This is a genomic window from Streptomyces sp. NPDC031100 (assembly GCF_055570785.1).
In genome coordinates, this window is the sequence record NZ_JBVIGN010000001.1 from 241,601 (window position 1) to 265,443 (window position 23,843).

21 protein-coding genes and 3 pseudogenes are annotated in these 23,843 nt (G+C 72.6%); 11 read left to right on the plus strand and 13 right to left on the minus strand.

Features of this window, described 5'->3' with window-relative positions; genetic code table 11:
- Positions 1–103: 103 nt before the first annotated feature.
- Positions 104–1,591 carry a glutamate synthase subunit beta gene (locus ACZ5DS_RS01125; RefSeq protein WP_468232716.1) on the plus strand — a complete coding sequence of 496 codons (1,488 nt, stop codon included), beginning with the start codon at positions 104–106 and terminating at the stop codon, positions 1,589–1,591.
- A gap of 45 nt (positions 1,592–1,636) precedes the next feature.
- Here ACZ5DS_RS01125 and ACZ5DS_RS01130 read toward each other — a convergent pair.
- A pseudogene (locus ACZ5DS_RS01130) lies at positions 1,637–2,056 on the minus strand (carboxymuconolactone decarboxylase family protein); the annotation flags it as partial.
- On the opposite strand from ACZ5DS_RS01130, the pseudogene pdxR reads away from it, so the two are divergent.
- Positions 2,054–3,474, plus strand: a pseudogene (gene pdxR / locus ACZ5DS_RS01135) (MocR-like pyridoxine biosynthesis transcription factor PdxR). The pseudogenes ACZ5DS_RS01130 and pdxR sit on opposite strands and share 3 nt — an antisense overlap.
- A 261-nt stretch (positions 3,475–3,735) precedes the next feature.
- Here pdxR and ACZ5DS_RS01140 read toward each other — a convergent pair.
- Complete coding sequence (locus ACZ5DS_RS01140) at positions 3,736–3,990, minus strand: DUF397 domain-containing protein (RefSeq protein WP_100825625.1); 255 nt, start codon at positions 3,988–3,990, stop codon at positions 3,736–3,738.
- The gene (locus ACZ5DS_RS01145; RefSeq protein WP_468232718.1) at positions 3,991–4,851 is read right to left on the minus strand and encodes a helix-turn-helix domain-containing protein; all 861 of its coding nucleotides are present in this window, start codon (positions 4,849–4,851) and stop codon (positions 3,991–3,993) included.
- Positions 4,852–5,073: 222 nt separating this feature from the next.
- Here ACZ5DS_RS01145 and ACZ5DS_RS01150 point away from each other — a divergent pair, with 222 nt between their 5' ends.
- From ACZ5DS_RS01150 to ACZ5DS_RS01160, 3 genes are all read left to right on the plus strand, one after another.
- On the plus strand, positions 5,074–5,715 hold the full coding sequence (locus ACZ5DS_RS01150) for an ATP-binding protein (RefSeq protein WP_468232720.1): 642 nt from the start codon (positions 5,074–5,076) through the stop codon (positions 5,713–5,715).
- Entirely contained in the window at positions 5,712–6,140 is a 429-nt protein-coding gene (locus ACZ5DS_RS01155) for a hypothetical protein (RefSeq protein WP_468232722.1), read from the plus strand. Before ACZ5DS_RS01150 ends, ACZ5DS_RS01155 begins: the two co-directional genes overlap by 4 nt.
- Positions 6,141–6,320: 180 nt before the next feature.
- Positions 6,321–8,282, plus strand: a complete 1,962-nt coding sequence (locus ACZ5DS_RS01160) for an ABC transporter ATP-binding protein (protein ID WP_468232724.1) — start codon at positions 6,321–6,323, stop codon at positions 8,280–8,282.
- Between the two features lie 6 nt (positions 8,283–8,288).
- On the opposite strand, the gene ACZ5DS_RS01165 is transcribed toward ACZ5DS_RS01160, so the two are convergent.
- From ACZ5DS_RS01165 to ACZ5DS_RS01190, 6 genes are all read right to left on the minus strand, one after another.
- The gene (locus tag ACZ5DS_RS01165) at positions 8,289–8,462 is read right to left on the minus strand and encodes a hypothetical protein (RefSeq protein ID WP_468232726.1); all 174 of its coding nucleotides are present in this window, start codon (positions 8,460–8,462) and stop codon (positions 8,289–8,291) included.
- Positions 8,463–8,637: 175 nt separating this feature from the next.
- The gene (locus ACZ5DS_RS01170; protein ID WP_468232727.1) at positions 8,638–9,834 is read right to left on the minus strand and encodes a cytochrome P450 family protein; all 1,197 of its coding nucleotides are present in this window, start codon (positions 9,832–9,834) and stop codon (positions 8,638–8,640) included.
- Between the two features lie 20 nt (positions 9,835–9,854).
- Positions 9,855–11,207: an amidohydrolase gene (locus tag ACZ5DS_RS01175; RefSeq protein ID WP_468232728.1), complete on the minus strand. Its 1,353-nt coding sequence runs from the start codon at positions 11,205–11,207 to the stop codon at positions 9,855–9,857.
- Positions 11,208–11,243: 36 nt separating this feature from the next.
- Positions 11,244–13,331: an FUSC family protein gene (locus tag ACZ5DS_RS01180; RefSeq protein ID WP_468232730.1), complete on the minus strand. Its 2,088-nt coding sequence runs from the start codon at positions 13,329–13,331 to the stop codon at positions 11,244–11,246.
- 194 nt (positions 13,332–13,525) lie between these two features.
- Positions 13,526–14,308, minus strand: coding sequence for a nucleotidyltransferase domain-containing protein (locus ACZ5DS_RS01185; RefSeq protein WP_468232732.1), 783 nt, complete (start codon positions 14,306–14,308; stop codon positions 13,526–13,528).
- An 88-nt stretch (positions 14,309–14,396) separates the two neighbouring features.
- On the minus strand, positions 14,397–16,355 hold the full coding sequence (locus tag ACZ5DS_RS01190) for a toll/interleukin-1 receptor domain-containing protein (protein ID WP_468232734.1): 1,959 nt from the start codon (positions 16,353–16,355) through the stop codon (positions 14,397–14,399).
- 38 nt (positions 16,356–16,393) lie between these two features.
- On the opposite strand from ACZ5DS_RS01190, the gene ACZ5DS_RS01195 reads away from it, so the two are divergent.
- From ACZ5DS_RS01195 to ACZ5DS_RS01205, 3 genes are all read left to right on the plus strand, one after another.
- Positions 16,394–17,056 carry a hypothetical protein gene (locus ACZ5DS_RS01195; protein ID WP_468232736.1) on the plus strand — a complete coding sequence of 221 codons (663 nt, stop codon included), beginning with the start codon at positions 16,394–16,396 and terminating at the stop codon, positions 17,054–17,056.
- 252 nt (positions 17,057–17,308) lie between these two features.
- On the plus strand, positions 17,309–17,731 hold the full coding sequence (locus ACZ5DS_RS01200) for a RidA family protein (protein ID WP_468232738.1): 423 nt from the start codon (positions 17,309–17,311) through the stop codon (positions 17,729–17,731).
- A complete protein-coding gene (locus ACZ5DS_RS01205) occupies positions 17,728–18,192 on the plus strand; it encodes a GNAT family N-acetyltransferase (RefSeq protein WP_468232739.1) in 465 nt (154 codons plus the stop codon). The genes ACZ5DS_RS01200 and ACZ5DS_RS01205 overlap by 4 nt, the downstream gene beginning before the upstream one ends.
- A gap of 128 nt (positions 18,193–18,320) precedes the next feature.
- Here ACZ5DS_RS01205 and ACZ5DS_RS01210 read toward each other — a convergent pair whose 3' ends face one another.
- Positions 18,321–19,043, minus strand: coding sequence for an aspartate/glutamate racemase family protein (locus ACZ5DS_RS01210; protein WP_468232741.1), 723 nt, complete (start codon positions 19,041–19,043; stop codon positions 18,321–18,323).
- A 5-nt stretch (positions 19,044–19,048) separates the two neighbouring features.
- On the minus strand, positions 19,049–20,500 hold the full coding sequence (locus ACZ5DS_RS01215) for an NCS1 family nucleobase:cation symporter-1 (protein ID WP_468232742.1): 1,452 nt from the start codon (positions 20,498–20,500) through the stop codon (positions 19,049–19,051).
- Positions 20,501–20,682: 182 nt separating this feature from the next.
- Between ACZ5DS_RS01215 and ACZ5DS_RS01220 the strand changes: the two genes are divergently transcribed.
- A complete protein-coding gene (locus ACZ5DS_RS01220) occupies positions 20,683–21,357 on the plus strand; it encodes a GntR family transcriptional regulator (protein WP_468232744.1) in 675 nt (224 codons plus the stop codon).
- A gap of 154 nt (positions 21,358–21,511) precedes the next feature.
- Here the strand turns inward: ACZ5DS_RS01220 and ACZ5DS_RS01225 are convergent, their stop codons facing one another.
- A complete protein-coding gene (locus ACZ5DS_RS01225) occupies positions 21,512–22,207 on the minus strand; it encodes a uracil-DNA glycosylase (RefSeq protein ID WP_468232745.1) in 696 nt (231 codons plus the stop codon).
- Positions 22,208–22,506: 299 nt separating this feature from the next.
- Here ACZ5DS_RS01225 and ACZ5DS_RS01230 point away from each other — a divergent pair, with 299 nt between their 5' ends.
- Together ACZ5DS_RS01230 and ACZ5DS_RS01235 are read left to right on the plus strand one after the other, a co-directional pair.
- Positions 22,507–23,127 (plus strand): RNA-binding S4 domain-containing protein, encoded by a 621-nt coding sequence (locus ACZ5DS_RS01230; RefSeq protein ID WP_468232747.1) that lies wholly within the window; start codon positions 22,507–22,509, stop codon positions 23,125–23,127.
- A 44-nt stretch (positions 23,128–23,171) separates the two neighbouring features.
- A pseudogene (locus tag ACZ5DS_RS01235) lies at positions 23,172–23,300 on the plus strand (transposase); the annotation flags it as partial.
- A 72-nt stretch (positions 23,301–23,372) separates the two neighbouring features.
- On the opposite strand, the gene ACZ5DS_RS01240 reads toward ACZ5DS_RS01235, so the two are convergent.
- Positions 23,373–23,834: a DoxX family protein gene (locus tag ACZ5DS_RS01240; RefSeq protein ID WP_468232748.1), complete on the minus strand. Its 462-nt coding sequence runs from the start codon at positions 23,832–23,834 to the stop codon at positions 23,373–23,375.
- Positions 23,835–23,843: the final 9 nt, after the last annotated feature.

Genomic DNA, 23,843 nt, shown 5'->3' on the forward strand with positions numbered 1-23,843 from the left:
GGTGTCGGCGGAGACGTATCGTGGCCGAAAGAGTGCCGCCCGACGAGGCACGGCCCGTCGTACCCGGAGTACCCCCCGGTACGCGTACACGAGGAAGACGACCATGGCCGATCCCAAGGGGTTCATGACCACGCCGCGCCAGGAATGGCCGCGGCGGCCCGTGGAGGAGCGGGTCCGGGACTGGGACGAGGTCTATGTCCCGGGAGCGCTGCTGCCGATCATCAGCAAGCAGGCCGACCGTTGCATGGACTGCGGCATCCCGTTCTGCCACGACGCCTGCCCGCTGGGCAATCTGATCCCCGAGTGGAACGATCTGGTCTCCCGCGAGGACTGGCGGGCGGCAAGCGACCGGCTGCATGCGACGAACAACTTCCCCGAGTTCACCGGACGGTTGTGTCCGGCGCCGTGCGAGGCCGGGTGCGTGCTCGCGATCAACCAGCCTGCCGTCACGATCAAGAACGTGGAGTGCGCGATCGCCGACCGGGCCTGGGAGGAGGGATTCACCCCGCCGCGGCCCCCGGATCGGCTGTCGGGGAAGACCGTCGCGGTGATCGGCTCGGGGCCGACCGGGCTCGCCGCGGCGCAGCAGCTGACGCGGGCCGGGCACACGGTCGCCGTGTACGAGCGGGACGACCGGATCGGGGGGCTGATGCGGTACGGCATCCCCGCGTTCAAGATGGAGAAGCGGCATCTGGAGCGGCGGCTGGAACAGATGCGGGCCGAGGGGACGAGGTTCCGTACGTCGACGGCGGTCGGGCGGGATGTCCCGGCGGCCGATCTGCGGGCTCGCTACGACGCGGTGGTGCTGGCCACGGGTGCGACGGCGTGGCGGGAACTTCCGGTACCGGGCCGGGAGTTGACCGGGATACACCAGGCGATGGAGTACCTGCCGCTGGCCAACCGGGTGTGCGAGGGGGATCTGGAGGTCTCGCCGCTGTCCGCGGCCGGCAAGCATGTGGTGATCGTGGGCGGCGGGGACACCGGGGCCGACTGTCTGGGGACCGCGGTGCGCGAGGGCGCCGCGTCCGTGACCCAGCTGGACATCTACGCACAGCCGGGTGGCGAGCGCGACGAGGACGTCGAGCCGTGGCCGACGTACCCGAAGATCTACCGGCTGTCCGCGGCCCACGAGGAGGCGCGGGACCTCAGGACGGCACCGGCGGCGGACGCGGACGCGCGGCTGTTCGCGGCGTCCACGCTGCGCTTCGACGGGGACGACAGCGGGCATGTGCGGTCCCTGCACCTGGTCGAGGTGGACGAGCGGCGGCAGCCGGTGCGGGACACCGTGCGGACGCTGCCCGCCGACCTGGTGCTGCTCGCGCTCGGCTTCTCCGGGCCGGACCGGGAGGACGGGCTCGTCGACCAGCTGGGACTGGTGATGGAGCCGCGGGGCACGATCGCCCGCGACGACGGCTTCGCGACCAACGTCGCCGGCGTGTTCGCCGCCGGGGACGCGGCGCGTGGGCAGTCGCTCATCGTGTGGGCGATCGCGGAGGGGCGGGCGGTGGCGGCGGCCGTGGACCGTTACCTGACGGGGAGTTCACGGCTGCCGGCGCCGATATCGCCGTACGACCGTCCGATGGCCGTGTAGCCGACATGGGTGCGGCAGGGTCGAGTCGGCGCCGAAAGCGCGTCGTCAGCGGCGGCGTTCGTCCGTGCCCGCCACCTTCCCCGTCGCCAGGGCCACACGGTTCCATGTGTTGATCGCGAAGATCAGGGCGAGGACGTGGGCCAGTTCCGTCTGGTCGAAGTGGGCGGCCGCCTGCTCGTATGCCTCGTCGGGGACGCCTGCGTCGGCGACCCGGGTGACCGCCTCGGTCAGGGCGAGGGCCGCCTGTTCCTTCGGGGTGAAGAAGTGCCGGGCCTCGCGCCAGACGGCGACCATGTGCAGCCGGTCCTCGCTCTCGCCAGCCTTGCGGGCGTCGTTGGTGTGCATGTGGAGGCAGTAAGCGCAGTGGTTGAGGTGCGAGGCGCGGATCTGGATCAGCTCGACGAGAGCCGGGTCGAGACCCTCGCGTGCGGCGGCGTCGAAGCCGATGAGGGCGCGGAAGGCCTGACGGAATCATGGGTCAATTCCGCGGAGCGGATCGGCGCCGACCTGCACCTCGAGCTGTCGGGGCCGGGTGGGCGGCGGGCGGCGCTGATCCGGGCGTTGCGCGAGGCCGTGCGCAGCGGGCGGCTGTCGCCCGGTACCCGGCTGCCGCCGTACCGCTCGCTCGCCGCCGACCTGGGCGTGGCCCGCAACACCGTCGCCGACGCGTACGCGGAACTGGTCGCGGAGGGCTGGCTGACCGCACGGCAGGGTTCCGGGACCCGGGTTGCCGACCGAGCCGAGCCCTGGCGACACGCCGAGCGAGTGTCCGTGAAGGCAACTCCACGCGCGCGTGGACCGCGGCACGACCTGAGGCAGGGCACACCGGACGCGTCGGCTTTCCCGCGGGCGGCCTGGTCGGCCGCGTACCGCAGGGCCCTGCAGGCGGCGCCCAGCGAGGCGTTCGGGCCGGGGGATCCCGCCGGGCGCCGGGAGCTGCGGGAGGCGCTCACGGAGTATCTGGCACGCGCGCGTGGGGTGCGCACCGAGCCGGACGGGATCGTCATCTGCTCCGGCTTCGCGCACGCGCTGCGGCTGCTGTTCGGCCAGGGTGGGGGGGCGTGCTGCGCGGCCCGCTGGCCGTGGAGGCGTACGGTCTGGGCTTCCACCGGGGACTGCTGGCCATGGCGGGCGTGCGGACCGTACCGCTCCCGCTGGACGAGCACGGGGCCCAGGTGGCCGGGCTGGGGCGGGAGCGGGCCGTGCTGCTCACGCCCGCGCACCAGTTCCCGACCGGCGGTCCGCTGCATCCGGAGCGGCGGGCGGCGGTGATCGACTGGGCACGCGCGCGTGGGGCGGTGGTTCTGGAGGACGACTACGACGGCGAGTTCCGGTACGACCGCAGGCCCGTGGGCGCGCTCCAGGGGCTCGACCCGGAGCGGGTGATCCACATCGGCTCGGTCAGCAAGAGTCTGTCGCCCGCGCTGCGGCTGGGCTGGATGGTGCTGCCCGAGCGATACGTCGGGCCCGTGCTCGCGGCCAAGGGCGAGCGGGAGGGGTGGGCGAGCGTGCTGGACCAGCTGGCGCTCGCGGACTTCGTGGTCTCCGGGTCGTACGACCGTCATCTGCGGCGCATGCGGCAGCGCTACCGGCGCCGGCGGGACCGGTTGGTCGCGGCGCTCGCCGCGCACGCCCCGCACATCGAGGTGACCGGCATCGCGGCCGGACTGCACGCCGTGCTCAGGCTACCGCCCGGCACGGAGCGGTCCGCGGTGAAGGCGGCCGTGTGGCAGGGGGTCGCCCTGGACGGACTGGCCGCGTTCCGGCACCCGGAGACGGGGATGCCGATGGCCGACGGCCTGGTCGTCGGGTACGCCACGCCGCCGGAACACGCCTACGGCGCGGCGCTGGAGGCGCTGTGCAGGGCGCTGCCGCCGGGGTGAGGTTCAGAGATCGGGGTCGACGGCGGTGACGTAAACACTCGCGCCGGTGGCCGCACTGGGCGACGACCGGCATGGGACCGGCCGCCGGAGGGAACCGGCAGCCGGGTGGGTAGCGAGTACTCGCGACGGAAGGATCCGCTGCCTGCGCACCTGAACCGCATTCACCGTAAGCGTGGGGCATGCGCCCGCGCAGCCGAATAACGAATACTCAAGTCAGCACGGCATAGGGAAGTCGAGCGAGAGCCAATCATCAGGGGCCGTTCAGGAGAGCAGGAAGTCGGCCTCCCCCGCCTTGGCACCTTCGATGAAGGCGGTCATCTCGTCCGTGGTGTAGATCAGCGCCGGTCCGTCCGGGTCGGTCGACTGCCGTACGGCGATCCGGCCGTCGGCGAGCTTCATCGCCTCCAGGCAGTTCCCGCCGTTGCCGCCGCTCCAGGGCTTGTGCCACCCCTCGCTGCCCAACTCCCGCGCGGGCATGCCGTTGTAGACGCGACTGCGCGGTGTGATGCGATCCATTCACAGCTCCTTGCGGAGATCCTGGAGGATCTCCTTCGTGCGTTGTGCCGTGGCGGCCTGCGCCGCCATGCGGTCCATGACCTCCAGGTGCGTCGCCACCTCGGAGCGCGCGTCCAGGTAGACCGCGCCGGTCAGGTACTCGCTGTAGACCATGTCCGGCAGTTCCGACATGGCGAATCGGAACAGGACGAACGGTCCGTACGTCCCCGGGTGGGGCCCGTTGCGGAACGGGGCGACCTGGAGCGTCACATGCGGCAGCGTCGTGGCCTCGAGCAACTTGTCGATCTGCGTACGCATCACCTCCGGGCCGCCGACCGGGCGGCGCAGGGCCGTCTCGTCCATCACCGCCCAGAAACGGGGGGCGTCGGGACGGGTGAGCAGTTCCTGGCGCTGCATGCGCAGCGCGACATGGCGCTCGATGTCGTCGGGGCTGGTCTGGCCGATCGCGCCCGACTTCAGCACCCCGCGCGCGTAGTCCTCCGTCTGCAGCAGGCCGGGGACGAAGTGCGGCTCATAGGAGCGGATGAGGCTGGCCGAGCCCTCCAGGCTGACGTACATCGAGAACCAGCCCGGCAGGATGTCGTGGAACCGCTGCCACCAGCCGGGCTTGTTGGCCTCCTCGGCCAGTTGGACGAAGAGGTCGGCCTCGTCGTCGGGAACTCCGTAGGCCTTCAGCAGCAGTTGCAGGTACGGGATCTTGAGGGCGACCTCGGCCATCTCCATGCGGCGGATGGTGGCGGGGGCGACGCGAAGGACATGGGCGGCCTCCTCGCGCTTCAGCCCGGCGCGCTCCCGCAGGTCCAGCAGGCGCCGCCCGAGGACCACCTGGCCCACGGTCGGCGCGGACCGCGGTTCGCTCACGCTCCCACCTCCGACTCAAGAGTCCGCTCCGGCAAAAGAATCCCGACAGCCCTGCGGCGCCGTTCGAAGACACTTTCGAAGATCCGGGTCGGATCACCGGTTGTCCCAATTGGCGCCGCTCGAGGTGCTGTTGCGAGCAGTGTGCCACGCCCTCTGACCGAGTCACACAGCACTCTGCATTTTTCAGAGTGACACTTGCCAAGTGTTCACGCCGGGGAGATAGTGGCAAGCGTGATTCCGTCCGCGCCCTTAGGAACAGACGCCGCCGCAGACCGTCTTGGTCTCGGCGCCACAACGGGAGCAGCCTCCGACGGGGGCGCTGCCGAGCGCCGGTTCCGCTTCGAGCTGGCCGCACATCCGGGTTCCCCCGCCCAGGCCAGACGCCTGACGCGGGCCCGGCTGACCGGCTGGTCAGTGTGCGCGGACACCTGCGACACCGCGGCCCTGGTCATGTCCGAGCTGGTCACCAACGCGATCGTGCACACCGCGAGCAGTCGCGTGGTGTGCGAGTTGCACGACCACGACGACACGGTGCGCATAGCCGTGCGCGACGAGGGTTGTGCGCCCGGTGAGCCCCACCCCTCCCCGCAGCGGCCCGACGAGGAGCACGGGAGGGGGTTGCTTCTCGTCGACGCGCTGTGCCGGGCCTGGGGTGCCCAGGAGCACGGGCCGGGGCTGCTGGTCTGGGCCGAGCTGGCCCGTCAGACCGACGCGGCCCGCGACATCGTCGACCCGTGCAACGACCTGGGCTGGGGCGCCCGCCCCAAGCCGGGCGGCCCGCCGCCCGGTCCGGGCGAGGAAGAGGAAGCGCAGGCCCGGCGCGAAGCCCCGGCGGGCGAGCAGCACGGGTGGGGGCGGCCGTGAGCGGCGCCGGCGCGTTCGGCCGGGCGCTCGGTCTGGACACCCTGGTCCGCCTCGGACGTCGGCAGCACACGCCGGCCCCGGTGCACCGGCTGGCGGTGCCGGAGGGTATGTCGTCCCCGCTCGGCTGTGACGCCGTGGCCGTACCCGACCACCTGGGACCGCAGATCGGCCCGCGGCTGCCGCGGGTGGGCTGCGTGTACGCCGACGGGGCGCACTGGTGGTGGATCGTTCCGTCGGACTCCGACTACGCCCTCCCCTGGCCGGCCCCCGCGCACTACGCCCCCGGCGCCCTGGTCCCCGCCACGGCCCGCCTGATCCACCGCCCCGAGGGCACGGTCCCGTACACCCCGCCGATCCCCCTCTACCTGGCCCTGTGCCGGGTGACGGGGACGACCCCGGACTGGTCTCGGGCCGTTCCGGCGTGACACTGCGCTCGCCTGCACCAACGGTGAGGTGAGCTGCGGGAACCGTACAACCCACGCCATAAACCCGGTCGCCGAACCGACGCCGTACCCCGCCCCCTCCACACCCCTGCGCGCCCCCAGTACCCCTGCTCGCGCCCTGCCCCGCCGCTGTCGTGCCAGCGATAGTGGCCGTTCGTTCATATGCCAGGGAGGGGTGCGGTGGGAAAGAGACGTGGGGCGGGTGAGCCCGAGGTCTCGGGTTCGGAGCGGCTGCTGTTCGGGGGGCCGCTGCGGTACGACATGGGGTGGAACGAGCATGCGGACGCCTTCCTGGAGCTGAGCTTCCGGGCGATGGTGGTCCGGCTGCCCGGCATGCTGGCGTCCAGCCTGCGGCTGGCCCGGCAGGCGGACCCGCGCGCCGCCCGGATCGTGCTGGCCGCCGAGGTGGGCCGGGGCGCGGCGCAGGCAGTGAGCCTGCTGGCCGTCAACAGCGCGCTCGGCAGGCTGCTCACCGGCCCCGACATCGGGCAGCGGCTGCGCGCGGCCGCCCCCGCCCTTGCCGTCGTGGCCGCCATGATGCTGGTCGCGGCGCTGCTGCGGGCCGCCTCGACCTACGCCACCGGACGGCTGGAGCCGAAGGTGGAGCGGGTGGCGACCGAGCTGTATCTGGAGCGGGCGGCGAACGTGGAGCTGGCCGCGATCGAGGACCACGCCTTCCACAAGCTATTGGACACCGCCCAGTACGGTGCCCGGTCCGCGCGCAGCATGATCTCGTACGGCGCCCGGGTCATCAACGCGGTGATCTCCCTGATCGCCGCGGCCGGTGTGCTCACCGTGCTGCATCCGGCGCTGCTGCCGCTGCTGGTCACCATGACCCTGCCCAGCGCCTGGGGCGCCCTGACCAACGCGCGCCGCCGGTACGAGTCCTTCCACACCTGGGTGCAGCACGCCCGCGCCGGCCATCTGATCGGCAGCCTGCTCACCGAGCCGGCCGCGGCCCCCGAGATCCGGGTGCACGGCGTCGGCCCGTTCCTGCTGCGGCACTTCAGGTCCATGTCGGAGAGCGCGGAGGCGGAGCAGGCGCGGCTGTCCCGGCTGGCCGCCCGCACCGGCCTGATCGCGGCCGCCTGGACGGGTCTCGCGACCCTGGCGACGTACACGACGCTGGGCGCGTTGCTGCTGACCGGTGCGATGGCCCTGTCCGTGGCCGGTACGGCGGTGATCGCGATCCGCACCGGGTCGGCGAGCCTGGACACGCTGGTCCTGGAGATCAACCAGCTGCACGAGGAGGCCCTGTTCGTGGCCGATCTGCAGCGGCTGTACGCCGAGGCGGCCGAGCGGGCGATCCCGGAGGGCGGCCTGCCGTTGCCCGAGGAGCCGCGGGAGATCCGGTTCGAGAACGTCACGTTCAGCTATCCGGGTGACGCGGCCCGCCCGGCCCTCGACGACGTGACCCTCACCCTCCCCCTCGGCAGGATCATCGCGCTCGTCGGGGAGAACGGCTCGGGCAAGACCACCCTGGTCAAGCTGCTGGCGGGCCTGTACACCCCGGACCGGGGCCGGATCCTGTGGGACGGTGTCGACACGGCGGGTGCCGACCGGCGGCTGCTCGCCGAGCGCATCGCGATGGTGGCCCAGGACTTCAAGCGCTGGCCCTTCACCGCCCGCGTGAACGTGGCCGTCGGCCGCTCCTCCGCGCCCCTGACCGAGGAGCGGCTGGCCGCGTCGGTCGCCGAGGCGGGCGCCGAGGACGTGGTCGCGGATCTGCCGCGCGGTCTGGACACGCTGCTGGCCCGCAACTTCAGCGGCGGGCACGAGCTGTCGGGCGGCCAGTGGCAGCGCCTCGGCATCGCCCGGGCGGCCTACCGGCGCGGGCGCATCCTGATCGTGGACGAGCCGACGGCGGCGCTGGACGCGCGGGCCGAGCTGGAGGTGTTCGAGAAGATCCGGGCGCTGGCGGGCAGCGGCCAGACGGTCGTACTGATCACCCACCGGCTGGCCTCGGTCCGCCACGCCGACCTGGTGCACGTCCTGGAGCACGGGCGGCTGGTGGAGTCCGGCACTCCGGAAGACCTCCTGGCCAGGGGCGGTGTGTACGCGGAGCTGTACGCGTTGCAGGCGGAGCAGTTCACGGCGAAGGTGCCGGCCCCGAAGCCGGCCTGAGCCGCCTCACTCCGTGGCGTCGCCGCGCACGATGACCAGGAAGGTGTCCGTGGCGAGGTCCATGACGACCTCGGCGGGCAGACCTTCGAGGCGTCGCGCGTGCGCGAACTCCTCCGCGGGCCACGACCCTCGCGGGCCGCCGGCGGGAAAGCGCTCGAGCACGGTTCGCCCGTTCACCATCTCGCACCTCCAGAAAAGCGTCGTACTTCTTGGAGTTAACGCCCTGGAGAAGGCAAACGGCTCGCTCGGTGACGGGACTGAGACATTGCTGACACCCGTTCATCGCGGACCGTGAGAGTCCGTTCACCTTTCGACATGAACGATACGTTCGGCGACGAAGAGGACACCTCTTGTGTCAGTCCTCGGTCGGGCCGGGCCCGGTCGGCTGGTACCGCACGGGCAGCGTCACCAGCCCGCGTGCGCGCAGCGACGGACGCCACCTCACCTCGGGCTCCGCGAGCGCCAGTTCGGGGAAGCGTTCCAGGAGCGCCGCGAGGGCGATCTCCGTCTCGGTGCGCGCCAGGGGTGCGCCCAGGCAGTAGTGGATGCCGTGGCCGAGGGCGAGGTGGCCGGAGGCGTCGCGGGCCAGGTCGAGGCGGTCGGGGTCGGGGAAGCGGGCGGGGTCGCGGTTGGCGGCGGACAGCGAGACCCAGACCGTCTCCCCCGCCGGGACGGTGACCCCGGCGATCGTCACGTCCTCGACCGGGAAGCGGCGGATGGCGAGCAGGGCGGGGCCCTCGTAGCGGGCGAACTCCTCGACGGCGGCCGGTAGCCGTGCGGGGTCCTTGCGCAGGGCGGCGAGCTGGTCCGGGTGCTGGAGGAGGGCGAGGACGGAGTTGCCGATGAGCTGCACGGTGTTCTCGTACCCGGCGACGAGGATGAGGAAGGCGAGGGACATGAGTTCGTCCTCGCTCAGCCGGTCGCCCTCTTCGCGGACCGCGATCAGGTCGGAGAGCAGGTCGTCGGCGGGGGCCTTCCGCTTGTCCGCGAGCAGCCGGGTGAAGAAGCCCAGCATGGCCACCACCGCCTCCTTGCCGGCCTCGGGCCGCGCCGGGTCGGGGGCGATCAGGGAGTCGGTCCACACCCGGAAGTCCATCCGGTGCTCCTCGGGGACGCCGAGCAGGTCGCAGATGACGGTGATCGGCAGCGGGGCCGCGTAGGAGGCGATCAGATCGGTGCTTCCGTGCGGGCCGAGCGCGTCGAGGAGTTGGTCGGCGGTACGCCGGATCGGCTCGCGGAGCTGCTGGATGCGGCGCGGGGTGAAGGCGCGGCCGACCAGGCGCCGGATGCGGGTGTGGTCGGGCGGGTCCATGTTGAGGAGGTTGGAGTCGAGAGCGGGCGGCAGCGAGAAGCCCTTGTTGGTGCGGGCCGTGGCGTGCCGCTTGTCGAGCGAGAGCCGCGGGTCGCAGAGGGCGGCCCGGACGTCGTCGTACCGGGTGACCAGCCAGGCGGGTGTGCCGTCGGGTCCGGTGATGCGGTGGACGGGCGCGGTGTCGCGCAGGCGCCGGTAGACGTCGTAGGGGTGGTCGAGCAGGCCGTCCGCGAGATCCATGGGAGTCAGCCTACGCGGACTCAGGTGTCGTACTCCTGGATGCGCCGCCCGTGGCCCCGGTCGACGAGGGCGGCCAGTCGCTCCCCCAACTCCCGTACGACGGCGGGCACATCGAGGGTGAGCAGTTCGCGGTCGCGCATGAGGACGCGGCCGTCCACGACGGTGGTGCGCACGTCGGCGGAGCGGGCGCTGTGCACGAGGGTGGCGGCGAGGTCGTGGACCGGCTGGGTGTGCGGGCCGGTGAGGTCGACCAGGATGATGTCGGCGCGCCGCCCCGGGGCGAGGCTGCCGATGCTCGTGCCGAGGCCGACCGCGCGGGCGCTCTGCAGCGTGGCGTGATGCAGGGCCTGACGGGACGTCAGCCAGCGCGGGTCGCCCTCGGCGGACTTCTGGATCAGGGAGGTCAGCGTCATCGACTCCCACACGTCGAGGGAGTTGTTGGAGGCGGCGCCGTCCGTGGCGAGTCCGACGGGGACGCCGATCGCGCGCAGGGCCCGTACCGGGGTGGTGTCGGGCCAGGCGAACCTGAGGTAGGTGCGGGGTGCGGTCGCCACCGCGGTACGGCCGCCCGTGCGGGCGAGGAGCGGCAGGTCGCGCTCGATGATGCCGGTGCCGTGGGCGATGAGCAGGTCGGTGTCGAGGAGTCCGGTGCGGTCGAGGACCTCGATGGGGGTGACGCCGTGCCGGGCGAGGCTGGTGTCGGTCTGGCCGCGGTTCTCGGCGGCGTGCAGGTGGACGGGCAGGCCGTGGGCGCGGGCGAGGTCAGCGGTGGCGGCGAGGTCGGCGTCGGTGACGGTGTAGGGGGCGTGCGGGGCGAGGGCGGTGGTGATCCGCCCGTCGGCGGCGCCTCGCCGGCGCAGCGCGAACTCCGCCGACTTCTCTCGCCCTTGAGGACCCTGCGAGGAGAAGTAGGCCTCGCCGAGATGGGCCCGCATCCCGCACTCGGCGACGACGTCGGCGACCACGTCCATGTGGAAGTAGTGGTCGGCGAAGCAGGTGACCCCGCCGCGGATCATCTCGGCGCAGGCGAGCCGCGCGCCCAACTCGACGTCCCTCTCGGTGAGGTTGGACTCGACGGGCCAGACGACGTCGTTGAACCACTCCTCGGTCGGCAGGTCCTCGGCGAGACCGCGCAGGGCGACCATCGGCGCGTGCGTATGGCAGTTGACGAGCCCGGGCAGCGCGATCTGCCCGCGCGCCTCGATCCGCTCCAGGGCCGCCATGTCCTCGGCCGCCGTCGCGGTGGTCACGGAAGCGATCACCCGGTCGCGTACGACGATCGCGGCGTCCTCGCGGAAGGCGATCCGCTCCTCCTCGTCGTGCACGAGGACGGTGCAGCCGGTGATGAGGAGATCGGCGGGAGAGTCGCTCATGGGGCCACCGTACGACGCTCGGACCGTTGCGGACGGTCACGCGGCCACGGGCAGCCCGACCCACTCCCCGCGCTGCTCCAACTCGGCAAGCAGTTCCTGCAGTTGACGGGTGTGGCATGGGGTGAGCCGGCCGGTGTCGTCCAGGTGCACGGCGCAGGCCGTGGTCGTGTCGACGAGGCGTTCGAGGACGGCGGCGACAGCATCCGTGCCCTCGGTGTGCCGGGCGAGGGCGGGCAGCTCGGCGGCGGCGAGCGCGATCGCGGTCCGGGCCTCGGCAAGGGTGCGGTAGGCCTCGCGGCGCAGCGCCCACCGTTCGGCGCGGTCGCCGGACTCGCTCAGGACGTGCACGAGATAGGCGTGCGCGGCGCTCGCGGCGACGGCGAGCCGGGCGCGTACCCCGCCGCCGCGCTCCCCCGGCATCGGCAGATGCCCGACGATCAGCACGATCGCACAGGCCAGCAGCGTCTCGCCGATCCGGCTGACGGAGGCCTGCGGCTCACCGCCGACCATGACCAGGGCCAGGACGAGTACGGTGACGACGGCGGTCAGAGCGCCGAAGTTCCGGGTGGAGACGGGGACGAGCGCCCCGCACACCGCCACCAGCACGATCAGCCCCTCCGGGCGCGGCAGCAGCGCGGCGAGCCCGGCGAACACCAGGGCACCGAGCACGGTCCCGGCGGCCCGGCTCAGCACGCGGGAGGCGAGCGGCCCGAGGTCGGGCTTGACGAGGAAGACGGCGGTGGCGGGCAGCCAGTACCAGTGCTCGTGCTGGCCGTACCAGCGGGTGTGGTGCAGGGCCTGGGCCGCTGCGGCGCTGGCCCCGAAGCAGAGGGCGACGCGCAGCCCGTACTCCCGCCCGCCGGCGCCGAGAGCGGCCTGGAGGGCGTCCTTGGCGCTGCGTCGGCGGGTGAGGAGCTGGTGTTCGCCGCCCTCGACCCCTACGGCGTGTTCGGCGCTCTGCCGGCGGGCGAGGAGCCGGCGTCTGCCGCCCTTTTCCCCGACCGCATCCGCCGCGCTCCGCCGCCAGGCGAACAGCCGGTGCGCGCCGCCCTCGGCCCGGAGGGGGCCCTCGGTGCTCTGCCGCCGAGCGAACAGCCTACGTCCGCCGCCCTCACCCTGGACCACATCCGCCGCGCTCTTCCGCCAGGCGAACAACCCGTCTGCGCCGCCGTCGGCCCGGTCGAAGGCCTCGGCGGCGCGCAGCAGGGCGTCGTCGAGGGCGCGCAAGGCCGGTGCCGATCGGCTGGGGGCGGGCAGCGGGCCGGTTCCGGTGTTGCCGCGGACGGCGGCGGCGAGCCGCCGGGGTCCTTCCGACGCGCGCGCGGAAACGGGCTCGCCCGCCCAGGCGAGGGCGGTGGCGGCCTCGGCGAGGGGCAGCGCGGCGGCGTACTGCGCGTGCAGCCGGCGCTCGGCCGCGGAACTGGCGTACCGGCGCAGCCGGGGGCCGGCGAGGGCGTCCTGGGCGTGGTCGAGGGCGGCGGTGAGCGCGGCCCGGCGGGCACCGGCCGTGTCACCGCCCACGGCGTCGAGCAGCGCGGCGACGGCGTCGTACACGTCGGCGACCGCCTCCCGCTCGCCGTCGAACCGGAAATCCCCGGCCAGCGAACCGGGCGTGGGCAGCGCCAGCCGCAGCAGGAGCAGCCAGCCGGCGCCGGCCAGGAAGGCGAGGGCCCGCTGCCAGCCGCTCTCGGCGGCCGGCATCCCCGCGCCGATGGCGGCGGTGACGAGCAGTTGGGTACCGGCGGCGGAGGCGACGGGCCCGACGGCGCTGATGCCTCCGGCGGCCAACCCGAGCAGGGTGAGCAGCAAAGTCAGCGGTACGGCGGTGACATGCTGCCCCGCGTACGTCCCCACGAGCAGCCCTACGGCCCCGGCCAGGGCGGGCACCCCGAGCCGTCTGACGGAGGCCCGTCTGCTGCCGGGCCGGTCGTTGATGCCGGCGAGCATTGCGGCGATGGCGGCGACGACGCCGTCCGCGACCCGGCCGTCGAGCACACCGGCGAGCAGCAGCGGCCCGGCGGCGAGCGCACCCCGGGTCATCGCGCTCCAGGGGACGGGGCCTTGCTGGGTGCGCAGGGGGTGGGCGAGCCAGGGGGGTAGTGACAGTGCTGCGGGGCGCGACACAGGGCTCCTGCTTCATACGAGGGCGGGGTGGGCCTTCGGACGACGGTGGCCGGGCTGCGGGATGTGCTTCCCACGGTAGATCGCGTTCCCGGTGCGAACGGGGCGGTCACGTTTCGGGGAGGTGAAAGGTGCCGGGGTGGGGGGGTTTCTTTATGAACGCAATTCCTTCGGTGGCGATCGGACCGCAGCCACCCTCAGCTCGCGGGACCGAGCGCGAGGATCTCCTCGGCCTTCCCGATCGCGCCCGCCAGCGCCTCCGGTTCCGCGCGCAACCCGCCCACCACCTCGTCGATCCGCCGCAGCCCCGCCCGCTCCAGCAGCCGCTTCTCGTTCGTCACCCACTCCCCACGTGCCGCCAGGACCGCGTGGCCTGCCTGCACGGCGGCCGTTGCGAGTGCCCCCGCGACCTCGGTGAGGCGGCCCGCCGGGGCGTGGTTGGCCTTCGCGTAGGCGAGGGTGGCGTGGGCGGTGCCGCGCCAGCGTTCGCCGGCGGAGGTGCGCAGCTTCTGCGGGTACACCAGCGGTCGCGGCAGCTCGCCACGCAGCACCCGGTTGATCGCCAGCTCGGCCACCACCAGGTAGCTGGGGATCCCAGCGAGATGGAACAGCAACGGCTCCACCCTGAACCGCCCCTCCTCCGCCTCCGCCAGCTCACGCTCCACGACGTCGAGGTCGCGGTAGTGGACGTCGACGCGCCGCCCCTCGATCGTCAGCCACGCGCCGCCGTTGAACACGCCGCCGCCCCAGCCGCCGACCTCGGAGATCTCCCCCTCCCAGCCGACCGCACGCAGGTCGTCGGGGTCGAAGGCGCCCCGGTAGTAGATCGCCAAGTCCCAGTCGCTGTCGGGCCGTTCGGTGCCCTGGGCGCGTGAGCCGCCGAGGGCGACGGCCTGGACCGTGGGGAGGGTGGCCAGGCGGTCGGCGGTGGTGTCGAGGAAGGTGGCGTCGAGGAGGGTGGCGTCGTCCGGGGAGGGCATGTGTGCAGCGTATGCAGCTGCCTGTAGGCCCTCTACGCAATTACGCCCGGGTCCTGCTGGTCCCTTACGCCCGCGTCCTGCTGGTCCCTCACCCCGTCGCCGCCACCCCGAAGTCCGCCCCCGAGATGCCGCCCAGCCCCTCCACGATCCGCAGCAACGGCTCCCGCAGTGCCGCCAGTTCGGCGCGCATCTCCTCCGCCTGCGGCCACGCCGCCTCGTGGTCCAGCGGGGCGGTGTCCGCCGGGCAGCGGGCCTCGTAAGCGGCGAGGCGGGGGTGCCAGGTGCTGGTGAAGGGACGAATCGTCTCGTTGATCAGGGAGTAGGCGAGGTTCTGAACCGTCGGCGCACCGGCCTGCGAGCCGCGCTCCAGAGCAATGCTGTACGTATGCAGCGTCGCCCGCGTGAAGTCGATCAGTGACTTCAGGGACGTCAGCGCCTCGCGCAGGCTCCCCGTGCCCGGCGCCAGCTCCTGCACCCCGATCCGCGTGACCAGCTCGACCTGGATGTCGTAGGCGGCCATCCGTTCCGACTCGCTGGGTGCTGCCATGGGTGCCTCCCTCCGGCTGCCGGGGAAGGCCAGCGTAGCCGGGGCGCACGGGTCGCGGCGGCCGCACAGGGTGCGCAGAGCGGCATGGCGCAGCGTCTCGGTGCGGGCGGGGGCCGGGTCGTGATGGTGCCAGGCGTGGAGGGTCACCGGGTGCAGGGACCAGCGGTCGTCGGCGGCGGGGGTCAGCAGGCTGCGGGCGCGCAGTTCGGCGACGCCGTTGGCGGCACGCCGGTCGGCGACGATCCGGGGGACGCCGTCGGCGGCGGCCAGGACGCGGGCCGCGTCGTCGGTGGTGAGCGGCAGCGGGTGGAGGGCGGCCGCGCACCGCAGCACGTCGGCGGCGTCCCGCGTGTCCACGTCCCGTACGACGGCTCCTGTCACGTCCTCGTCGGCGAGCGTGTCGAGGAGGGATCCGCCGCGGGCGTGCAGCCGGTCGTAGAGGGTGCCGGGGTGATGTCCGGCTCTGATCGCCCGGCCCAGCAGCCCCAGGGCGAGCGGGTGGCCGCCGACCGCCTCGGCCAGCGCCTCGTCGCCGCCGACGAGCACGCGCGCGTGGGGAGCGTCCAGCGGTTCGAGGTCGATCGGCGTGCCGAGGGCGTCGTAGGCGCGGCTGCGCAGGGTGAAGAGGGTGTGGCCGAGGGGGTGCGGTGCCGCCATCGCCGTGATCTCGCGGGCCGTGAGCCGGCCGGCGGGGACGGCGTCGACGATCCAGAGGAACGGTTCGCCGATGGCGTCGAAGTACGCGAAGAGGTCTTGCGGGCCTTCCGGGCCACCCGGACTGTTCGGGCCGTCCGTGCCGAGGGCGCGCACCGAGTCCTCGTACGTCCCCCCGTTCCGCCAGAAGACGCCGCCCGGGTACGCCGCCTCGAAACGCACGGCGTACTCCTGCGCCAGCAGCGTCTTGCCGATGCCGGCCATGCCGCGGATCTGCACGGCGTGCGCGGCGGCGCGGCCGGTGACGAGCGGGGCCGCATGGGCGTGCAGGGCGGAGTGGACCTGCCAGAGCTCGGGGAGGCGGCCCAGGAACTCCGGGCGCGGTTGCGGGGTGCCCAGCAGCCAGCGTCGTACGGCTGGTTCCGCGATCGTCATGGGGGCGCCGAGGCGGGCCACGTGGTCGCGCACGTCCGCCACGAGCGCGGCGACGTCGTGGGGCGAGGCGTGCCGGGCGTCGCGCAGCTCCACGGGGTGGATGTGGCCCGTCGCCCGCTCAGGGTTGACCACCATGACGCGCCGTCGCGGGTCGCCCTCCCCAAGTCCCGCCAGATACGCGGTGGTCAGCTCCCACTGACAGGCCTCGCGCTCGGGGTAACCGGCGGAGTAGTACGCCAGCAGCGCCTTGGAACGGCCCAGTTCGCGCCGGATGGTGTCGCTGATGCCGGCGAAGGACGCGACACCGGTCTCGTCCGTGAACACCGTCAGCCCGCCGTCGCGCAGCGCGCGTACGAGCGGACGGACCCGCTCCACATCACCGCGGCTGTAGCTGAGGAAGACGTCCCACACGGCGACTTACCCTACTGTGGGTACCGGGGAGGGCGATCATGGCACACAGGCAGCGCAGACGACGTCGGCCGAGCGGTCCGTCGCAGATCACGGCCAAGCTGACGATTCCGTTCGTCGGCGAGATCTCCGGCACGTGGGAACCGGCCGACGCGGAGCGCAGCGCGGCCTGGGAGCTGTACCTGGAGCTGGTCACGCGCGTGTCGGTCGAACAGCTCGACCCCGACGAGGGCTTCCTGCGCGAGGCGCTGTCCTCCCTCTACACCTTCTTCCACACCACCCGCGAGATTCTGCGACGCTACGGCCCTGATGTCGCCCCGCCCCTCGCCCCGGGCCACGTCAGCTTCGGCGTCCTGGCCGTGACCGTCCTCAACCGCGTACTGCGCCCCCTCCTCGCGCAGTGGCATCCCCGCCTCACCGCGTACGAGTCCCAGCGGCCGACGGGGCGCGATCCCGTGGCGTACGAGCGGGAGTGGGAGCACGTGGACGCGCTGCGCCGCGAGATCGCGGCCGTACGGGAGACGCTGGTGTCGCTGGCACGGACCTTGCAGGAGGTCGCGGGGGTCAGCGACCTGATCGACCTTCCGGCACCGCGAGCACAGCGATCCCCCGGATCGGGGCACCCCCCCCCGCAGGTCAGAGGGGTCCTGACGGCTCCGGCTCGGGTCACTGAGTCGAGCCGACGGTTCGTACGGGCTGCGTGAGTCGGTGGGCGCCGTCGAAGCAGTCGGAGTGGCTGGGTAAGAGCGTCGACGGTCGGATCCGATCCGCCGTGCTTGTGCAGGGGGCAAGGAGGGCATCGGGGAGCCGGAGTGCCTGCGCTGTGCGAGTGGCTGAGGGGGAGGGGAAATTCGGATGCGGGCGTGGGTCGGGGCGCGGATGATCGGCGAGTTGTCCGCCATCACGCCATACAGGCCGTACACCTCGACGACCGTCAGGACATCCCAGGAGCAGTCATGATCCAGCGTGTCACGTCCCCTGCCCTCTTCCCCCCGCCCACCTACTCCCACGCCTCCGTCGTCGAAGCCGGGACGAAGCTCGCGTTCCTCGCCGGGGCCGTGCCGCTCGACGAGAAGGGGGAGGTGGTCGGAGCCGGAGACCCCGTGCGGCAGGCCGAGCAGGTGGTCGCCAATCTGCGGGAGCAACTGCACGCGGTGTGCAGCGACTTGGCGCATGTCGTGTCGACCGACGTGTACGTCGTCAGCAGCGAACCCTCGGTGCTGTCCGCCGTGTGGGAGGTGGTCGAGGCGTCGGGGCTCAGTGCCGGGCCGCACTCGTCGACCCTCCTCGGCGTGGCCTGCCTCGGGTACACGGGGCAGCTGGTGGAGATCACGGCCACGGCCGTCGTACCCGACGTACCCGAGGCGGCGCGTCCGTGAGCGCGGGTTCCGGGGCGGAGGTCGTACTGCGCCGGGCGGCCGGCCCGGACGCCGCCGCCGTCGCCGATGTCTGGCTGCGGTCCTACACCGCCGCCTTGCCCACGGTCGTCCGGGCGCACACCGACGACGAAGTGCGCGACTACTTCCGGGAGATCGTGGTGCCGGCGGGGGAGACCTGGGTCGCGGAGGCCGGCGACGCCGTCGTGGGCATGATGGTGCTCGCCGGGGACGAGCTGTCCCAGCTGTACCTCGACCCCGGCTGGCGCGGCCGCGGCATCGGCGACCGGTTCGTGGCGCTGGCCAAGGAGCGGAGTCCGGGCGGGCTCACCCTGTGGACCTTCCAGGTCAACCAGCCTGCCCACCGCTTCTACGAGCGGCACGGCTTCGTCGCCGTCGAGTACACGGACGGCAGCGGCAACGAGGAGCGGGAGCCGGACGTGCGGTATGAGTGGCGGCCCTGAGGGGGGTACACGGGGTGGCCCTGAAGGGTCCATGTGTCGGGCCCCTGAAGGGGGCCATGTGGCGCGGGTCTGAGAGGTTCATACGGCGACCCTGAGAGGGTCCATGTGGCGGCCCTGAGGCGTGCGCCTCACCCCGTCGGCCTCCCCCACGTCCTCCCCTTCGGCAACGGCTGCGCATAGCCGCCCGCCCGGCTCGTCGTCAGGCCCAGGGACACCAGCGACTCCGCCAGTTTCATCGCCGCTCCGACCCCGTCGACCACGGGAAGCCCGAGCTTCTCCCCCACCGCGCGCTGCAGACCCGTCATCCCGGCGCAGCCCAGCACCAGGACCTCGGCGCCGGCTTCGCGGGCCCGTTCGGCCGCGGCGAGGAAGGCGGCCTCGGTGCGGGCCGGGTCGTCGGTGAGGTCGAGGACGCCGAGGCCGGTTCCGATCACGACGGCGCAGTTGCGGGCCACACCGGCGGTCTCCAGGCTGTCCTCGATCTGGCCGCGGGACCGGTCCAGGGTGGTGACGACGCCGTACCGCCGCCCGAGGAGACAGGCGAGGTGGGCCGCTGCCTCGGTGATGTCCACGACGGGTACGTCCACCAGCTCGCGGACGCCTTCCCGGCCGTGCTCGCCGAACCCGGCCATGACGACGGCGTCGTACGGCGGGCCGTCGTAGGTGCGCAGCGCGTCGAGGACGGCGGCGGCCGACAGGTAGCTGTCGAGCCAGCCTTCCGCCGACTCGGGACCCCACGCGGGGGTCAGCCCGGTCACGGCGGTGCCCGGGCCTGCGGCGGCCCGGGCACCTCGGACGATCTCCTCGGTCATCTCCTGCGTGGTGTTGCAGTTGGTGACGACGATCCGCACGTCCGTCAGACCTCCTGCGCAGAACGCTCGCCGCGGCACAGCACCGCGTACAGCCCGGCGGCCAGCGCCGTGCCGATGAACCAGGAGTACGGCGCCACGTCACTGAAGGTCTTGACCAGTGCCAGCACCGCGGCGACCGCGGCCGAGGGCAGGAACGCCCACAGGGCCTTGGGGTTGACGCCCTTGCGGTAGTGGTAGCGGGAGCCGGGGGTGGCGTCGAAGAGTTCATCCACGTTCACCCGGCCGCGCTTGACCGCGTAGTAGTCGACCATGATCACGCCGAACAGCGGGCCCAGGAAGGCGCCGAGGCCGCCGAGGAAGTAGTTGACCACGGTCGGGTTGGAGAACAGGTTCCAGGGCGTGACGACCAGGGCCGCCACCGTGCTGATCATGCCGCCGACCTTGAAGGTGATCTTCTGCGGCCAGACGTTGGCGAGGTCGTACGCCGGTGAGACGAAGTTGGCGACGATGTTGACGCCCATGGTGGCCACGGCGAACGTCAGCGCGGCCACCACCAGCACCCAGGTGGTGCCGACCTTGGCGACCAGCTCCGCCGGGTCCGTGATCGCCTCGCCCCAGACCTCCAGCGAGCCCGCGGTGACGATGACGGAGACGACGACGAAGGCGGTGGAGTTGATGGGCAGGCCCCAGAAGTTGCCACGCCGGACCGTCTTGTAGTCGGGTGCGAAGCGGGAGAAGTCGCAGAAGTTGAGCATCAGCGTGCCGTAGGTCGCGAGGATCAGGCCGATCGCACCGAACCACTGCCGCCACTGCTCGCCGACGGAGACCGGGTGCGGGGTGGAGGTGAGCGAGATGCTCCAGTGGGCCTTGGCCAGGACCCATACCGCCAGCGCGATCATCACCAGCCAGATCGCCGGACCGCAGAAGTCCTGGAACTTCCGTACCGATTCCATGCCCTGACTGATGATCAGGGCTTGGATCAGCCAGAGGGAGACGAAGGAGATCCAGCCGAGGGCGTCCAGGCCGAGGAAGGAACTGTGGGTGAGGGACTCCAGGCCCGGCCAGGCCGCCAGCAGCATCACGTTGACGGCGACGGAGGCCAGATAGGTCTGGATGCCGTACCACATGATGGCGATCACGGCCCGGATCAGGGCCGGGATGTTGGCGCCCCAGACGCCGAAGCTGATGCGGCTGACGACGGGGAAGGGGACGCCGTGACGCTGGCCGATCCTGCCCATCCAGTTCATGCCGACGTAGATGAGCACGAAGCCGACGAGCAGGGAGGTGAAGACCTGCCAGACGTTCATGCCGAGGACCAGCAGACCGGCGGCGAAGGTGTAGTTGCCTAGGTTGTGGACGTCGGACATCCACATGGCGAACAGGTCGAAGACCTTCCAGTTCCGCTGCTCGGCGGGGGCGAGGTCCTCGTTGGTGAGGCGGGGGTCGGGGACGAACGCTGGGGCGTCGGTGGCTTCGGCGCGGTCGGCGAGGGACACGGGGCCTCCTTGGGCGAGGGGACGGAGGAGGGCGGCTGCTGGCCTTGGATGCCGGACGGGGATGCCGGGCGAGCGGATTTGGTATACCAAACTGCTGTATGGTCCCGCCGTCAAGCGTTCGGACCGATGTCGTCCCCGTTACTTCTCCGTAAAAGCGCCGTCGGGTCGGCGAAGATGGCCCCATGAGCCCCACGACGACGAAGACCGAACCCCTCGGTGCGGTGCGCGAACGGGTCCTGGCGACCCTGCGGCAGGACATCATCGCGGGGCGCCTCGGTCCGGGCGACCGGCTCGTCGAACGGGAACTGGCCGAACGGTTCGGCGTCTCGCGGGTGCCGGTCCGGGAGGCGATCCGCGCCCTGGTCGCCGAGGGCTTCGTCCTCTTCGAGTCGGCACGCCGCACGGTCGTACGACGGCTCACCCCGACCGATGTGAAGGAACTCTTCGAGCTGCGCGAGGCGTTGGAGGTGTATGCGGCGGGACTGGCCGCGGCACGGGCGACACCCGAGGCACTGGCGGAGCTGCGGGGGCTGCTGTCCGAGGCCGCGACGGCGACGAAGGAGGGGGACGCCGAGGCGATCACGGACATCAACACCCGCTTCCACGACCGCATCCTGGCCCTGGCCGGCAACAGCCTGCTGATCTCCGTCATGGAACCGGTCGACGGCCGACTGCGCTGGCTCACCCGACAGAACGAAGAGTGGCCCCAACTCCTCGACGAACACCGTGAGTTGTACGAGGCCATCGCCTCCGGCGACCCGGACCGCGCCCGCACCCGCGCACTCGACCACGTCCGCGCCAACTACCGCTCGACGGCACGCCACCTGTTCGGAACCGACCCTGACGAGGGTGGCTGAGCGACCGCTCGGGCCTCTCTTTCGGATCAGGCCGGCTCCGGGCGACGGGCCTTCTGGCCTACCGGTCGGGGGCGATGGGGGTGCCCCCGCGCCCTTGAGGCAGTGGATGGGGATGCCAGACCCCGCGATCCCGGCATGATCCGAAGGAGAGGCCCTATGGCAGCCCGGCCGCGTCGGACGCTGTGCGCAGCACCTCGCGCAGCATCTCGGGGGTGAGCCGGCCGGTGAAGGTGTTGCGCTGGCTTACATGGAAGCAGCCGAAGACGTCCAGACCGCCCAGGGCGACCCGGGTGCCGTGGGCGAAGACGGGACGGGGCCGGGGTACGGGCCAGCCGGCCTCCGCGAACGCGGGCAGCGCCGCCTGCCAGCCGAAGGCACCGAGCACCACGGCCGCCCTGAGCGTCGGGCGCAACAGCTTCAGCTCCTGGACCAGCCAGGGCCGGCAGGTGTCCCGCTCGCCCGGGGTGGGCTTGTTGGCGGGCGGGGCGCAGTGCACGGGCGCGGTGACACGGACGCCGTACAGTTCCAGGCCGTCGTCGGCGCGCACGGAGGTGGGCTGCGAGGCGAGCCCCACGTCGTACAGCGCCTGGTAGAGCACGTCCCCGGAACGGTCACCGGTGAACATCCGGCCCGTACGGTTGCCGCCGTGCGCAGCCGGGGCCAGCCCGATGATCACCAGGCGCGCATCGGCCGGGCCGAAGCCGGGCACCGGGCGGCCCCAGTAGGTCCAGTCGGCGAACGCGGCCCGCTTGGTCCGGGCCACCTCCTCACGCCACTCGACCAGCCGGGGGCAGGCCCGGCACGCGGCGACATGCCGGTCGAGCCGAGCGAGCGCGCTGCTGTCGTCCATACCGCCACGGTATGCCTGGCCGGCGGGTGTGAATGTCCCAGGCGATCGGGGGACACCCAGGTGACGATGACGCCGAGCCCCTGCCGGAGGAGGTCACCCTGACCGTGCCCTGGAGAGAGGGGGCCGAGGGAGCGGGCCGAGGGAGCGGGCCGGTCGGGGAGGCTCTGGCCGGGAGAGACTCGATGGGACACCGGCGGTGCTTCCCCGTTCCCCCCCGAAAGCGGTACGTGCCCGTCCTCGTCCCCGTCCCCCCGGAAAACGCCTCCGACTCACCCGGCCCGGCGCGTTAAGGTCGGGACATGGCTTCCGAGGATGCGGACGAGAACGTGCACCGTGACAACGGCGGACCAGGCGGACCGGCTCCCGCCCAGGACGCCCAGGACGCCAAGGGTCCCGAAGCCTCCGACGCCGCGCCGCTCGACCCCAAGGTCGCCGCCGCGGTGGCCGCCGCCGAGGCCGCCGGGCCGGCGAACGGCGAGACGGTACGGATCGACAGCTGGATCTGGGCCGTCCGTCTGATCAAGACCCGCTCCCTGGGCGCCACCGCCTGCCGTGGCGGGCACGTCCACGTCAACGGCGAGCGGGTGAAGCCCGCCTACTCCGTACGCATCGGCGATGAGGTGCGCCTGCGGCACGAGGGCCGGGAGCGCGTCGTGATCGTCAAACGGCTGATCCGCAAGCGCGTCGGCGCGCCGGTGGCCGCCCAGTGCTACATCGACAACTCCCCTCCTCCCCCGCCCCGCGAGGCCGTGGCCCCTGCCGGCCTCCGCGACCGCGGCACCGGCCGCCCCACCAAGCGGGACCGCCGCGAGCTGGAACGACTGCGCGCACTGAACGGGCTCGGCGGAGCGGGTGGATTCGGTGGGTCCGGTGCGTCCGGTGCGTCCGGTGCGTCCGGCGGACGTCCTCGGGGGCGCTGAGCCAGTCACCCATGGGGATCCCTCCCCCCCCCACGTGATGTTCTCCGGGGGTCGCGGTCAGGACCGCCGCCATGCTGCCGGTCACCGTCAGCGACGGCACCAGCCTCCCCACCGCCGCCCACCTCGCCTCCTACGTCGGCCTCGCCCCGGCCACCAGGTCGTCGGGCCCCAGTTTCTGCGCGCTCCGATGACGCCGGCCAGGCCCCCGCGCCCCGGCCGACGTCACCGACGGTGTCCCGCAGAGGTCACGCCCGTCGGCCCGCCCGCTGCACCAGCCGAAGCAGTTCCGCGTTGTGCCCGCGACGGGCCCAGGCGATCACGATGAGCGGCACGATCAGGATGAGCGGAGTCGCCGCGTACTGACCGTCGAAGACGGTGAGCTGGACGATGAACGCGCCCACCATGAGCGCACTCAGCGCCACCGCTGCCACCGACTGCAGAACCGGGACCAACAGCGCGATCGCGCCGGCCAGTTCGAGCGCGCCGATGGTGTACATGCCCGCGCTGCCCCAGCCGATCTTGTCGAAGGATTCGACGGCCGACGGGTGCGCGATCAGCTTGGGCAGCGCGCTCGCGATCCCGTAGAAGAGGGCGAGCAGCACCTGCACCGTGCGCAGCGCTGTCCTGGCGAGGCGACCGCGAGCGGTCCCGGAAGCGGCGGACGACGTGGAAGGAGCGGAAGTGATGGGGGCGGTGGTCTCGGACATGGGGGTCTC